This is a genomic window from Ruegeria sp. CJ2, from assembly GCF_056536745.1.
Genome location: NZ_JBQFQF010000002.1, coordinates 292461 through 306596, shown reverse-complemented (window position 1 = coordinate 306596; position 14136 = coordinate 292461). Strand labels below are relative to the sequence as shown.

13 protein-coding genes are annotated in these 14136 nt (G+C 57.4%); 6 read left to right on the top strand and 7 right to left on the bottom strand.

What is annotated here, in order from left to right; genetic code table 11:
- Positions 1–34: 34 nt before the first annotated feature.
- The 3 genes from glpX to ACR0MS_RS03880 form a co-directional block, all read right to left on the bottom strand.
- On the bottom strand, positions 35–1018 hold the full coding sequence (glpX, locus tag ACR0MS_RS03890) for a class II fructose-bisphosphatase (RefSeq protein ID WP_480568951.1): 984 nt from the start codon (positions 1016–1018) through the stop codon (positions 35–37).
- Between the two features lie 70 nt (positions 1019–1088).
- Entirely contained in the window at positions 1089–2375 is a 1287-nt protein-coding gene (locus ACR0MS_RS03885; protein ID WP_480568954.1) for a homoserine dehydrogenase, read from the bottom strand.
- Positions 2376–2489: 114 nt separating this feature from the next.
- Positions 2490–2738, bottom strand: a complete 249-nt coding sequence (locus ACR0MS_RS03880; protein WP_480568957.1) for a hypothetical protein — start codon at positions 2736–2738, stop codon at positions 2490–2492.
- 97 nt (positions 2739–2835) lie between these two features.
- Here ACR0MS_RS03880 and ACR0MS_RS03875 point away from each other — a divergent pair, with 97 nt between their 5' ends.
- On the top strand, positions 2836–3423 hold the full coding sequence (locus ACR0MS_RS03875; RefSeq protein ID WP_480568960.1) for a TetR/AcrR family transcriptional regulator: 588 nt from the start codon (positions 2836–2838) through the stop codon (positions 3421–3423).
- On the opposite strand, the gene ACR0MS_RS03870 is transcribed toward ACR0MS_RS03875, so the two are convergent.
- Positions 3424–4335: a pirin family protein gene (locus tag ACR0MS_RS03870; protein ID WP_480568962.1), complete on the bottom strand. Its 912-nt coding sequence runs from the start codon at positions 4333–4335 to the stop codon at positions 3424–3426.
- A gap of 158 nt (positions 4336–4493) precedes the next feature.
- Here ACR0MS_RS03870 and ACR0MS_RS03865 point away from each other — a divergent pair, with 158 nt between their 5' ends.
- On the top strand, positions 4494–4976 hold the full coding sequence (locus tag ACR0MS_RS03865) for a hypothetical protein (RefSeq protein ID WP_480568965.1): 483 nt from the start codon (positions 4494–4496) through the stop codon (positions 4974–4976).
- On the opposite strand, the gene ACR0MS_RS03860 is transcribed toward ACR0MS_RS03865, so the two are convergent.
- Genes ACR0MS_RS03860 through ACR0MS_RS03850 form a run of 3 tightly spaced genes read right to left on the bottom strand, consistent with a single transcriptional unit; the run spans position 4966 to position 7743 of the window.
- Positions 4966–5526 carry a TadE/TadG family type IV pilus assembly protein gene (locus ACR0MS_RS03860; RefSeq protein ID WP_480568968.1) on the bottom strand — a complete coding sequence of 187 codons (561 nt, stop codon included), beginning with the start codon at positions 5524–5526 and terminating at the stop codon, positions 4966–4968. The two genes, ACR0MS_RS03865 and ACR0MS_RS03860, sit on opposite strands and share 11 nt — an antisense overlap.
- Before the next feature lie 7 nt (positions 5527–5533).
- A complete protein-coding gene (locus tag ACR0MS_RS03855) occupies positions 5534–6064 on the bottom strand; it encodes a TadE/TadG family type IV pilus assembly protein (RefSeq protein ID WP_480568971.1) in 531 nt (176 codons plus the stop codon).
- Complete coding sequence (locus ACR0MS_RS03850; RefSeq protein WP_480568974.1) at positions 6061–7743, bottom strand: pilus assembly protein TadG-related protein; 1683 nt, start codon at positions 7741–7743, stop codon at positions 6061–6063. The genes ACR0MS_RS03855 and ACR0MS_RS03850 overlap by 4 nt, the downstream gene beginning before the upstream one ends.
- Before the next feature lie 326 nt (positions 7744–8069).
- On the opposite strand from ACR0MS_RS03850, the gene ACR0MS_RS03845 reads away from it, so the two are divergent.
- The 4 genes from ACR0MS_RS03845 to rpoD all read left to right on the top strand — a co-directional run bounded on the left by ACR0MS_RS03845 (position 8070) and on the right by rpoD (position 14071).
- Positions 8070–9500 (top strand): Glu/Leu/Phe/Val family dehydrogenase, encoded by a 1431-nt coding sequence (locus tag ACR0MS_RS03845; protein WP_480568977.1) that lies wholly within the window; start codon positions 8070–8072, stop codon positions 9498–9500.
- 144 nt (positions 9501–9644) lie between these two features.
- Positions 9645–9941 (top strand): hypothetical protein, encoded by a 297-nt coding sequence (locus ACR0MS_RS03840; RefSeq protein ID WP_480568980.1) that lies wholly within the window; start codon positions 9645–9647, stop codon positions 9939–9941.
- Between the two features lie 80 nt (positions 9942–10021).
- Positions 10022–11968, top strand: a complete 1947-nt coding sequence (gene dnaG, locus ACR0MS_RS03835; protein WP_480568982.1) for a DNA primase — start codon at positions 10022–10024, stop codon at positions 11966–11968.
- 114 nt (positions 11969–12082) lie between these two features.
- The gene (gene rpoD / locus ACR0MS_RS03830; protein WP_480568985.1) at positions 12083–14071 is read left to right on the top strand and encodes an RNA polymerase sigma factor RpoD; all 1989 of its coding nucleotides are present in this window, start codon (positions 12083–12085) and stop codon (positions 14069–14071) included.
- Positions 14072–14136: the final 65 nt, after the last annotated feature.

The following is a 14136-nucleotide window of genomic DNA, read 5'->3' as shown; positions in this document are numbered from 1 at the left end:
CTTTGTGTCTGTATGGATCGCCTTGCGCACGCGATTACGCGTTGTCGTGCGACCACATCGGCGTGCGGTAGGACATGCGCCGGACCGATCCGGTTTTCGACCGCATCAGCAGGGTGGTGGTCTCAACCCAGCCCGGCTCGCGTTTGATGCGCGGCAGCAGCGAGCCGCCGGTCACGCCGGTAGCGGCAAAAATCACATCTGCTGTCACCATCTCATCCCGCGCATAAACACGGTCCAGATCGGTGATGCCCGCCTTGGCCGCACGGCCCCGTTCGTCATCGTTGCGGAACAGCAGGCGGCCGAAAATCTGACCACCCATGCATTTCAGAGCAGCCGCAGCCAACACACCCTCGGGCGCGCCGCCTTGACCCATATACATGTCGATGCCGGTCACTTCGCTTTCGGCGCAGTGCATTACGCCTGCCACGTCGCCGTCGGTGATCAAGCGGATCGACGCGCCGGTCTCGCGCACCTCGGCAATCATCGCCTCGTGACGGGGACGCTCAAGAATGCAGACGGTGATATCGGCAGGCTCGCAGCCCTTGGACTTGGCCAGTGCCTCAACCCGTTCGCGCGGGCTCATGTCAAGGTTGACGACGCCTTCGGGATAGCCCGGCCCAACGGCCAGCTTGTCCATGTAGACGTCCGGCGCGTGCAGCATCGAACCACGGGGACCCATCGCGATCACGGTCAGCGCGTTGGGCATATCCTTGGCGGTCAGCGTGGTGCCTTCCAGCGGGTCTAGCGCGATATCAACGCCGGGACCGTTGCCGGTGCCAACCTCTTCGCCGATATACAGCATCGGCGCTTCGTCACGCTCGCCCTCACCGATGACAACGACACCCGCGATGTCCAGCAGGTTCAACTGTTCGCGCATGGCGTTCACAGCAGCCTGATCAGCGGCCTTTTCATCCCCACGCCCCACCAAAGATGCCGACGCAAGTGCAGCCTGTTCTGCCACCCGTGCAAGGCCCAGTGACAGCAGGCGGTCGTTGAAATCAATCTTGGCAGCACTCATTTTTCAGTATCCTTAGCTCAGTATGGGCGTTTTCTTGGGCATAGCCTGCGTCTTGGGCAGGCCGCAAGGGTCAAACCTCTTCAATCCGCAGCGCGACAGGCTCTCCGGCGACAACGTCTGTCTCGCGAAACCCGTCCAGTGCAATGTCGAGCGTGGCGCGCGTGGTCTTATGTGTGACGATCAAAACCGGCGCGGTGCTTTCGGAATGTCCGTATTGGCGCATCCGGTCGATGGACACACCTGCATCGCCCAGAATAGCGGCAACTTTGGCCAGCGCACCGGGTTTGTCGTGCAGCGCAAGGCGCAGGTAGTATGGCGCGGGCAGGCCCGTAATTGCCGGGGCCGCATCCTGTAGCGTTGTAGCGGGGCGCCCAAAGGTCGGAATTTGCAGCCCGCGCGCCAGATCGCAGACATCACCCATCACAGCACTGGCCGTTGGCCCTTCGCCTGCACCGGGGCCGCGCAGGACAACCTGTTCCACAGCGTCGCCTTCGATCACGACCATGTTCGTACCGCCTTCGAGCTGTCCCAACGGTGAACCGCTGGGTACCAGACAGGGCTGCATCCGCTGTTCCAGCCCGCGCGCGGTACGCTGAGCGACGCCCAACAGCTTGATCCGGTATCCCATGTCATCTGCCTGATGAATGTCGTCGAGGCTGATTTGCTGGATGCCTTCAATCTCGATCCCGTCGAAATTCGGCTTGGTGCCAAAAGCGATTGAGGACAACAAGGCCAGTTTGTGCGCAGCGTCGATACCGCCGACATCCAGATTTGGATCGGCCTCAAGATACCCCAACTGCGCGCATTCCTCGAACAGAGCGTTATAGCCAAGTTCCTGCGACTGCATTCGGGTCAGGATATAGTTGCACGTGCCGTTCATTACCCCCATCACGCGGGTAATCTCGTTGCCTGCAAGCCCTTCGGTCAGGGATTTGATGACCGGAATTCCACCGGCGACAGCGGCTTCGAAACGAATGACGCGGCCTGCGCTCTCGGCCTTTTCTGCCAGTTCCTGACCGTGAATTGCCAGCAGCGCCTTGTTTGCGGTGACGACATCCTTGCCGCTTGCCAGCGCCGCCTCGACCGAGGCTTTGGCGGGGCCGTTCTCGCCGCCCATCAACTCGACAAACACGTCGATATCATCGCGCTTGGCCAAAGCGACCGGGTCGATTTCCCAGGCGTAGTCCGACAGGTTGACACCACGGTCCTTGCTTGCATCCCGCGCGGAGACAGCCACGATTTCCACCGCACGGCCTGTCCGCGCCTGCAACAGGTCCGCATGACGGCGCACGACCTTGACGACGCCCACGCCGACCGTTCCCAAGCCCGCAATTCCCAGCCGCAGCGCCTGTGTCATCCCGTGGGTTCCTTTCCGCTCGAAATTCTTGAATGCCGGGTTGCCCCGTTCAACGCTGCCTTAGCGGGTTCGGCGAAGGGGTGCAATGCGTGGTGAGCCGCGGCAATCACTTGGTCAGTTGATTTGTTCGCTTTGGAGCTGATCCGCCTTTTTCTGCAGCTCTTCGCGCCGTGCCTCAAGCTCTTCCTCGACCTCCGATGCCTCGCTGATCGGGTCGATCGGAGGGCCAAGGTTTTCCTGCAGGGGGATCAGTTTTGGATAACGAGCCGTTTTCAGGCTGGCTGGCTCGCTGCCTTCCAGTTCCGGAAAATCCGCACATGCCGCACAGCAAAGCGTCAGGATCAGCAGGGGCAGGGGTTTCATACTGCTCTTTCGTTTACCAATGCCCCCGTGATGCACTTTTTACCGTGGGCGTTCAAGCGGGGTTCTATCTGAACATCCGTTCATATACGGTTGGGGCATGGCACGCACACAAGGTTCTCATTCCGACATTACCGGGCCCCGCATACGAAAGGCGGCTTTGCGCCTGTTTGCGCAGCAAGGCTATGCTGCGGTTTCCATGCGCCAGATCGCGGCAGAGGTCGGCGTGCAGGCTGGCGCGCTCTATAACTATACCCCCGACAAGCAGAGCCTTCTGTATCGCCTGATGTACGATCACATGCAGGATCTTCTATCGACCTACGCAAAGCTTGAAAAACCAGCGGCCGCCGTTGACGCGCTACGCCAGTTTGTCGGTTTTCATATCCGGTTCCACCTTGAGCGTCCGGATGAGGTGTTCATCGCCTATATGGAACTGCGCAACCTAACGCCCGAGAATTTTAGTGAAATCGAGGCGTTGCGCCGGGACTACGAAGATTCGCTCGAACAAATCCTAAAGGATGGGCAAGAGGTGGGGGCCTTCTTGGTTGCCGACACCAAGATGGCGACCCTGGCCGTCATTGCCATGCTGAACGGTGTGATGACGTGGTATCGCGCAGGCGGACGCCTGTCGTTGGACGAGGTCGAGCAGGTCTATTGGGATATGGTCAGACGCTCCGTGACCGCGTGATCAGTGCGCGGGCCGGATGAAGGTGCCATTGCGCAATTCCCGGAATGCCTGCTCAAGTTCGGCCTGAGTGTTCATGACAATTGGACCATGCCACGCAACCGGTTCATCTATTGGTGCGCCGGAAATCAGCAGAAATCGCACACCTTCGGGACCGGCCTGAACTGTGATCTCGTCGCCGGTTCCGAAGCGAACCAGTGTCCTGTCGCCTGACATATCGCGGATATTGACCTCTTGCCCCGCGATTTCCTTTTCCAGCAGAACACCGGTGGGTTGAGAGGCATCCGCAAACGCTGCTTGCCCTTGAAAAACATAGGCAAACGCCCTGCGGTAAGTGTCAATGCGAAATGTCTTTTTCACGCCGGGTGGGATCTGAATATCAAGATACTGCGGATCGGCTGCGATACCGTCTACCGGACCTGTCTTTCCCCAGAACTCACCGACGATGACACGAACGGTTGTTCCATCGTCATCGGTAATCTCTGGGATGTCCTTGCTTTCTACATCCTGATACCGCGGAGCCGCCATTTTCTGGTCAGATGGTAAGTTTCCCCACAGTTGAAACCCGTGCATCTGACCCACGGCGTTCCCTTTCGGCATCTCTTGGTGAAGGATCCCCGAGCCTGCTGTCATCCACTGCACGTCCCCTGCGCCCAGCGTTCCGGTATTTCCCAGAGAGTCCGAATGCTCAACCGTTCCAGACAAGACATAGGTGATCGTTTCGATCCCGCGATGCGGGTGCCACGGGAAACCGGCCTGATAATCCTGCGGGCGCTCGTTCCGAAAATCGTCAAACAGAAGAAACGGGTCAAGTTCGGACGGGTCCTGAAACCCAAACGCGCGATGCAGTTTAACGCCTGCGCCCTCCATCGTTGGCACGGATTTTCGGGTTTCCAAAGTGCGTCGTAGCGACATTGCGGCCTCCTGATACGTCGTCGATCATGTATCCTGTGCGCAATCTGCGTCAATTTGCGATTGGGCACGGACAGTGTGCAGAAATTAGCGATGACGCGCCCTCTGTCTTTCGCCGTGGAAAGCCGCTAAACCCGGTCAAAATCATGCAGGGGATGGACATGCAGCAAGAAGTTCTGGCCACAGTAAAAGCGTCGACGCCCAGGCGATGGCTTGGGGTTGGTATGTTGGCGGTGGTCGGTGCCATGGTTCTGTATGTGGCCCTGGCTGCCCCGCCCGAACCTCATTGGCAGGTGTTTCTGATCGTGGTGGGGGCTGCCGCGTTCTGGTTGGCGCACCGCATGTGGTACGCGACCGAAGATTGCATTGAATTGACCGAAACCGAACTGCGCACCGGAACAGGGCGCGTTATTGCCCGCGTGCAGGATGTCGAAGCCGTTGACCGGGGGGTGTTTGCGTTCAAACCATCCAATGGATTTCTTGTACGAACAAGTTCCAAGGAAAAGAACGTCTGGGCACCAGGCCTTTGGTGGCGGCTGGGTCACCGGGTCGGTATCGGTGGAATGACCGCCGCCGCAGAAACCAAGTTTATGTCCGAGATGCTGTCTGCGATGATCGCAGACAGAGGTGAGATCAAAGGTTAGCCGCGATTTCGTTTGTGAAACGGGGGCGGGTGAACACAAAGTTCCTGAACGTATAGTCGTCAGAAATCCAGCCGGATCCAAAAACCGGTACATAGCTGTTGGACGTTTCAACGATAATCAGCGTGTCCTGATTTGGCATGGGGGGCAGGCTGTCGCGCATGTTGTTGATGTTGCCATCTGTCCAAACGTCGTTATACCCGCGTTCAGTTGACCACCTTACATAGTGGCGGTCATCTTCTTCATCAAAAACAATGAGTGTGAGCCGCAGCTTCATTTCCGAACCATTATTGACCATACGCTGCATCAGCTCGTGAAGAGAATCCACATAGGTGTTTGTAATGGTTTGCGTTTCCCGCGAAACGAGGTCGCCAATCGTATAGGCCGCCTTCAGGTTGGCTGCACTTTGACGGAACCCGTCGAAAAAGGTGAAGGCCCCGGTGACAGTCCAGACCAGCATGGGAAAAATCAGAACCGCTTCGACGGTCAGCAGACCGCTTTCGTCACGCGCGGTTCGGCTAAAGAGCTTTTTGAACTTGGACAGAAAGGACATGGGTCTATCAAGGCTCCTGAACAAATGCTGTGGTCGCGGTCAACGCGATCTGGCCTGTCTCGTCCGAAAGCGCACGACCCATCGCAGAGGTCGGGAACACCGGATCAATTTTTGCGCATGCGCGCAGGATCATCAGTTCGTTAGACTGGCCCTGTTTGAACTGACGAACGGGCTTCACCTCTTCCGAATTGTCGGTGCAGTCCGGAGCTGCCGGCAGGTCAACGCCAACAAACGCATTTTGGATGATCATTTCGAGCCGCAGGTTTTTATCACACTCCCTGACCATGATCGACTTGTTGCAGATCGAGTCCTTGATCTGGTCATGGTTGAAGTTTGCCCCTGTGCCCAGGCGAATATCCCGAACGGATTGGTCAACCGCGCGTTCCAACATCGCCTGTTGCAGGGTGACGAGTGAATACTCCACCGCGCTCAGGATGAAAAACAGGAACGCGGGGAAAATCAGGACAAATTCGACCGTTACAGAGCCGGACTCTGATTTTCGAAATTTCAGGAGTTTCGCCAGCGTCTTCATGCTCATTGTGTCAGCCTCAGTTTCTTGATCGACGAAGCGATGGAGACAAAGGCGTCTTCCAGAGAAATCCCTTCGGGATCATCGAATTCGTCGACTTTGTAGACGTGGCTGTCCGAGCTCGCGCAGTTCTTGATGGTTGTCAGCCCTTCGGTCGGGGCTTCGAACGCGATACCGTAGACGATCACGCCTTTGTCTTTCGCCGCGCCACAGATGTTGCTGGTGCGCGTGTTCTTGGTGGATGCGCCCACCGATGACCGAATGTTGTAGTGCCAGTTGCTCTCGTGGTTGTTCTGCCAGTAGTAGTTGTTCTTGGCATTCCACCATGTCGAAGCAAGGTTGAAGAGTTCGGGGTAGGTCAGGCGCACGGATGTGCCGACTTCTTCGTTCGAAGCGTTTTCGTTGGGCGGATTGCCAAACGGATGCGTCGCCGTGACATAGTAGCCCGCCGCATCTGTGTGCTGCATCCAGACCCAACGATCCGGGTTCGTGGTATAGCGAACACTGTATTCGCCCAATTTCCCATTGCCGCGGTCGTATTCGGGGTTGAACCAGACATTGGAATTGCCGCTGCGGAAATTGGAGTTCAGCATATATTGCGTCGTGTTCTTACCGTCGGTCATGACGATGATTACTTTCAGAACATCATCCTCGTAGCGCAGCGGGCGGTCGTCGAACTTCACGGGAACCGCGCCCTCGGTCGACAGGCTTTTGACAATGCCCTGGAATTTCGGGTCCAACATGGCAGAGCCCCACTTCATTCCAACGTCGATCGACGTGTTGCCTTTCGCAGTCAGAGCATCAATTCGGTTGTGCAAGACGTCGATATCGTCTGTGACGGCCGTAATCTCACTGCCGGCACGGACAGGGCATACCGGGTAACGCGGGAATTGCTCAGCGCCACTGCTATAGCGGAACGGGTCAAAATGCGCGGTGCGCTGGAACGCCGAACTCGGATCCATTGATGGGCTGCCAAATTGCGACGACGAAAAATTCACGCAGTGCGAGTAGTTGTGCTCGGAAGTTACATTGCTGAACTTGCTCAGAATATCCTCGCCGGCATTCACCTGTGTCGCGTAGGGAATGATCGACATCGAAACTTCTGTCGCGTCCTGTTTCGACAGCATCAGCGTGACAAATTCTTTCGCAGCGTCCCGCAGAACTTCGATCTTGGTTTTTCCAGCTTCGGCGGATGGGTTGTCCATCGAACCCGACATGTCGAGGACCAGCGAAATTTCAACGGCACCCACGGATTCTTCCGCTGTGCTTGCAGCGCGCGCGGTCAGCGAATTGACCCCCGAGAAGCTCATGAAATGCGTTTTGACGACGGTCTGGGCGGTTGCAGAAACAGTTCTGGAGCCCAACCCTTCGATCACGATGGGTTCGCCGACAAGCTTGCCCTCCAATCCGGCTTTTTCCAGATAGGATGCCACAACCTCTTTCGGGGGCAGTTTCTGGTCAAGGTCGGCGGCGGCCAGAACAGCACGATCCAGCGTTGACTGCAGATTCGCGCGGTCACGCTCGTAGTTCATCAAATCGACGCCCATCCCGGTGGTGGCGAAGATAACCAAGAATCCCAACAGCACAAAAATAGTGAACGTCCCGTCTTCGCGTTCAGCGAAGTCACGGACCGGTACGCTCTTTTTTCCAAATTTTTCAAACCCGCTGAGAAAAGCGTTCTTAATCATATTGCTGACCTCGCTGAACAGAAGCCTGGCTCTGCTAAGGAAAAGTTAACGCGAGAAAATTAGCCCTGAAACGTGGCGGGAATTGGGCGAAAAAACCTTAGATTAAGCCCTTTTCCTGTCCGATGGCGGATAATTCATAAGGTTTGCGTTGGTCTGTATTCTCTTTGGGGACAATTCCCTGCGACGTCTGAAAAGACTGCGACTCACCGCAGGTCGCAAAAAAGTGTGGGGATTTGGAATTTTATTTTTGCTTAAATATTGATCGTTTACGAAAGGGGTGCGACAAAAAGTCAGAGCGTAGGTCGCTCGCTGGCACGGAGGATTAAATGACGGCCACAAAAGAACCCAGCTTTCGCGAGAGTGTTGATCTGATGTTCAACAGGGCAGCGTCCCTGATGGACCTCCCTCCGGGGCTTGAAGAGAAAATCCGGGTCTGCAACGCCACTTATACCGTACGATTTGGTGTACGGTTGCGGGGCGATATCCACACGTTCACAGGCTACCGCTCTGTTCATTCAGAGCATATGGAGCCGGTGAAGGGTGGTATCCGCTACGCCTTGGCCGTGAATCAGGACGAGGTCGAAGCGCTTGCTGCGCTGATGACCTATAAGTGCGCCCTGGTGGAAACCCCGTTTGGTGGTTCCAAAGGTGGGTTGTGCATCGACCCGCGCCAATATGAAGAGCATGAGCTTGAGCAGATCACGCGCCGGTTCGCGTATGAACTGGCCAAGCGCGACCTCATCAATCCCTCGCAGAACGTCCCGGCGCCGGATATGGGCACGGGTGAACGCGAGATGGCGTGGATGGCGGATCAATACGCCCGTATGAACACCACCGATATCAACGCACGCGCCTGTGTGACGGGCAAACCTCTAAATGCCGGAGGGATCGCCGGGCGGGTCGAGGCGACGGGCCGGGGTATCCAATATGCGCTGCGCGAGTTTTTCCGGCACCCTGAGGATGTCAAAAAAGCGAACCTGTCCGGTAAGCTGGATGGCAAACGCGTTGTCGTGCAGGGGCTTGGCAATGTGGGTTATCACGCCGCCAAGTTCCTGAGCGAGGAGGATGGTAGCCGCGTTGTCGGTATCATCGAGTGGGATGGCGCGCTCTATAACCCGGAAGGAATTGATGTTGAATCCGTTCGCCAGTGGATCGTCAAGCATGGAGGGGTAAGTGACTATCCCGACGCGACCCATTCGGCAGACGGTGCGACGGTTTTGGAAGCAGAGTGCGACATCCTGATTCCTGCCGCCTTGGAAGGCGTCATCAACCTGGCCAACGCCGATCGCATCAAGGCGCCTTTGATCATCGAAGCCGCGAATGGTCCTGTGACAGCGGGTGCGGATGAGGTTCTGCGCAAGAAAGGCACGGTGATCATCCCTGACATGTACGCCAATGCGGGCGGTGTGACGGTTTCTTACTTTGAGTGGGTCAAGAACCTCAGCCATATCCGGTTTGGTCGTATGCAGCGCCGACAGGAAGAAGCCCGCCACGAGCTTATCGTCAGCGAGCTTGAACGGTTGGATCGTTATCTGGGGGATGCCTGGTCGATGTCGCCGAATTTCAAGTCCAAGTACTTGAAGGGCGCAGACGAGTTGGAACTGGTTCGTTCAGGCTTGGATGACACGATGCGTATCGCCTATCAGTCCATGCGCGAAGTCTGGCACAACCGCGATGACGTCGAAGATTTGCGAACGGCAGCTTATATTGTGGCCATTGATCGCGTTTCGAAAAGCTATCGGGCCAAAGGTCTCTGACGTTTTAGAAATTGGGGCGGTCGGATGTATTTTCGGCCGCCCTTGTATTTTCAGAGTGTTTCCCGGACAGGTGAAAATGGATGATGGCAGGGGTGCCCGGAGGCGGGTAAGCTGCCCGGAAGGAATCAAATCCGGGAGACGACCGTGTTGCGAATAGCAATAGTGGCCTTGCTAGCGGCCACGCCCTTGGCAGCCCAGGAAGCCAAGAAACAGGACTGCCAATACCAGGCCGACGTTGTCGCAGCCATTCAGAAAGCGCGACTTGATAAAGTGAAAGAGCGGGACGTGCCGGGTGCCGTTGCAGCATCCAGCCCGACATGGCCGGATAATTACAACGCGGCAATCCCGTTGATCACTCCGTGGGTTTATGAGCAGAAGATGCGCGATATCCGCAAAAAGGACCTTGCCGCCGCGTGGCTGGAGCTGTGTTTGCAGCAATAATCCACAAGATCAGTAATTCGCTGTGGACAAACGCGTGTCATCCCCTTGGCGCGCGTTTTCATTTCTGTCAGGTTTGACCCATGTCTTTGCCCCCCGGATTTCTAGATGAATTGCGCACGCGCCTCAGCCTGTCTCAGGTCGTTGGCCGCAAGGTCATGTGGGATCAGCGCAAGTCCAATCAGGGCAAAGGGGACATGTGGGCACCGTGCCCGTTTCACCATGAAAAGACTGCCTCGTTCCATGTGGATGACCAAAAAGGGTTCTACTATTGCTTCGGCTGTCATGCCAAAGGGGACGCAATCAGTTTCGTGAAAGAGACCGAGAATGTCTCGTTCATCGAAGCGGTTGAGATTTTGGCGCGCGAGGCCGGGATGCCGATGCCGCAGCGCGATCCAAAGGCGCAGGAAAAGCACGATCGCCGCGCGCAACTGGCCGAGGTGATGGAGCAGGCGGTTCAGTTCTTCCGTCTGCAACTCAAGACCGGGGCAGGGGGGGCCGCGCGAGATTACCTGACTGGCCGCGGCTTGGATGCGCAGGCGCTGGATCGTTGGGAGATCGGCTTTGCGCCCGATGGATGGCAGGCGCTATGGGATCATCTGACCGGCAAGAGTGTGGCCGAGGATCTGATCCTTGGGGCAGGTCTGGCGAAGCCGTCGAACAAGGGCAAAAAGCCCTACGATACCTTCCGAAACCGGATCATGTTCCCGATCCGCGACCCGCGCGGACGCTGCATTGCCTTTGGCGGTCGGGCGATGGACCCCAATGACAACGCCAAGTACCTGAACTCGCCCGAGACTGAGCTGTTCGACAAGGGCCGCAACCTCTATAACCACGGCCCCGCACGGCAAGCGGCGGGAAAGGGGCAGCCTCTGATTGTGGCCGAAGGCTATATGGACGTCATCGCATTGGCCGAGGCCGGGTTTGGCGCGTCCGTTGCGCCCTTAGGGACGGCGATTACCGAACATCAACTGCAACTGCTTTGGCGTATTTCCGATGAACCGATCATTGCGCTGGATGGCGACACAGCCGGTCTGCGCGCCGCGATGCGGGCGGTGGATCTGGCCCTGCCGCTGCTTGAGGCCGGGAAATCCCTGCGCTTTGCCTTGATGCCCGAGGGGAAAGACCCCGACGACCTGCTGCGCGCCGAAGGGCCTGGCGCCGTGCAGACGGTGCTGGAGGGCGCGATCCCCATGGTCAAACTGCTGTGGCAGCGCGAAACCGAGGGTAAAGTCTTCGACAGTCCCGAGCGCAAAGCGGCGCTGGACAAGGTGCTGCGCGACAAGATCAAGCTGATCCGCGACCCGTCGATCCGCTCGCATTACGGGCAGGAAATCAAGGATTTGCGCTGGCAGCTATTCCGCCCGCAGCGACAGTCGCAGAACCGCCCATGGCAGCCGCGCGGCAAATGGCAGCCCAAACCGGCGGCGACGCCGGGCGCGCGCGCTTCGTTCCTAGCCTCGTCCGAGGGCGCGGAAATCCAACTGCGTGAAGGTGCGATCTTGGCGATCGCGGCGCTGAACCCGCAGGTCGTGGTGCAGTTTGAACATCAATTGGAGGAGATGGAGTGTCGCGATCCCGACCACGCCGCCCTGCGCGGCGCGATCTTGCGGCATGCGATTGATGACCCCGATAACCTGAAAGACCACATTGCCGAAACTTTGGGGCCGGACGCCCTTGAAAACCTTCTGCGCCTTCGCCATGTCGCAGTGATCCCCTGTGTGTTCAAACCGGGCGACGTTGAAAAGGCCGAGATGACCCTGGCCGAGGAACTCGCAAAAATCAAAGCTCTCAGGGGGTTGGATGCAGAGATTGCCGAAGCCGAGGAGGAACTGTCTGAACTGGCAGATGAGGCGCTGACATATCGGCTGGCTCAGGCCGCCGAAGAGCGTAACCGCACAAGCCGCAGCCAGAACGAAGACAGGGCGATATTCGACGTGGCCGACAATGGTGCGCGAATCAACCGCGACGAGAAAGACGCGTTCGAGGCAATCACGTCCGGAATCAATTTTGAGCGAAAACGCCGGTAAAGTGGTGTTTTCGTAAGGCACTGGAAAAGAAAAACAGGTAAACGGGTGGCCGAATCACTTCTACGCGCTAATGATTCGGATCAGACGAATCACCCATCCCTGCAGGAGCATTGAATGGCCGCCAAGGATACCAACGAAGACCGCAAATCCGACGAGCAGGAACAGGAAATCTCGCTGGACATGAGCCAGGCCCAGGTCAAGAAGATGATCGCCGAGGCCCGCGAGAAAGGTTACATCACCTACGACCAGCTTAATCAGGTGCTGCCGCCGGATCAGGTCAGCTCGGAGCAGATCGAAGACGTGATGTCGATGCTGTCCGAGATGGGCATCAACATCATCGAAGATGAAGAGGCCGAGGAAGAAGAAAACAAAGGCTCGACCGAACTCACCACGACCGAAAGCAACCGCGAAGTTGCCCTGTCAGGGGCAGCAACCGAAAAGCTGGACCGCACCGACGATCCGGTGCGCATGTACCTGCGCGAGATGGGCTCGGTCGAACTGCTGAGCCGCGAGGGTGAGATCGCCATCGCCAAGCGGATCGAGGCTGGCCGCAACACGATGATCGCCGGTCTGTGTGAAAGCCCGCTGACCTTCCAGGCGATCACGATCTGGCACGACGAATTGCTGTCCGAAGATATTCTGCTGCGCGACGTCATTGATCTGGAGGCCACCTTTGGCAACCAGATGGACGAAGACGGCGATGTCGAGGAGCCTGTGGTCGATACCTCGAACGTGCAGGCGGCGAAGCCAGCTAAAGATACCGGTCCCGAGCTAGATGCTGACGGCAACCCGCTCAACAACGACGACGACGATGACGACGACGATCAGGCCAACATGTCGCTGGCCGCGATGGAAGCCGCGCTGAAAGATCAGGTTCTGACGACGCTGGAACGCATCTCGACCGACTTCTCGATGCTGTCAGAAATGCAGGACAGCCGGATTTCGGCCACCCTGAACGAAGACGGCTCGTTCAGCGAACAGGACGAAGCGACCTATCAGAAACTGCGCGCCGAAATTGTGGAACTGGTGAACGGGCTTCACCTGCATAACAACCGGATCGAAGCATTGATCGACCAGCTTTACGGCATCAACCGCCGCGTGATGTCTTTGGACAGCGCGATGGTGAAACTGGCGGATCAGGCACGGATCAACCGCCGCGAATTCATCGACGCCTATCGCGGGCGCGAGCTGGACCCGAACTGGCTGTCGGATATGGCCGAAAAGCCGGGCCGGGGTTGGCAGATGTTCATCGAACGCTCGACCGCCAAGGTGGAAGAACTGCGCAACGATATGGCTCAGGTCGGGCAATATGTCGGTCTGGATATCCCCGAATTCCGCCGCATCGTGCAGCAGGTTCAAAAGGGTGAGAAAGAGGCGCGTCAGGCCAAGAAGGAAATGGTCGAAGCCAACCTGCGTCTGGTGATCTCGATCGCCAAGAAATACACGAACCGCGGTCTGCAATTCCTTGATTTGATTCAGGAAGGTAACATCGGCCTGATGAAGGCGGTGGACAAGTTCGAATACCGCCGCGGGTACAAATTCTCGACCTATGCGACATGGTGGATTCGTCAGGCGATCACTCGGTCTATCGCGGATCAGGCCCGCACAATCCGTATTCCGGTTCATATGATCGAGACGATCAACAAGCTGGTTCGGACCGGCCGCCAGATGCTGCACGAGATCGGCCGCGAGCCGACGCCGGAAGAACTGGCCGAAAAGCTGCAAATGCCGCTGGAGAAGGTCCGCAAGGTGATGAAAATCGCCAAGGAGCCGATCAGCCTCGAGACGCCGATTGGCGACGAGGAAGACAGCCAGCTTGGGGATTTCATCGAGGACAAGAATGCCGTGCTGCCGCTGGACAGCGCCATTCAGGAAAACCTCAAGGAAACGACCACACGAGTTCTGGCCTCGCTCACCCCGCGTGAGGAGCGGGTTCTGCGGATGCGCTTTGGCATCGGTATGAACACCGACCATACGCTGGAAGAGGTGGGTCAGCAGTTCAGCGTGACCCGCGAACGTATCCGTCAGATCGAGGCGAAGGCGCTGCGGAAGCTGAAACATCCCAGCCGTTCGCGCAAACTGCGGTCCTTCCTGGATCAGTGATCAAAAAAAGGCGCCTGACATCAGGCGCCTTTTTCTTTGGACAACCATCGTGAACACGAAGTCTT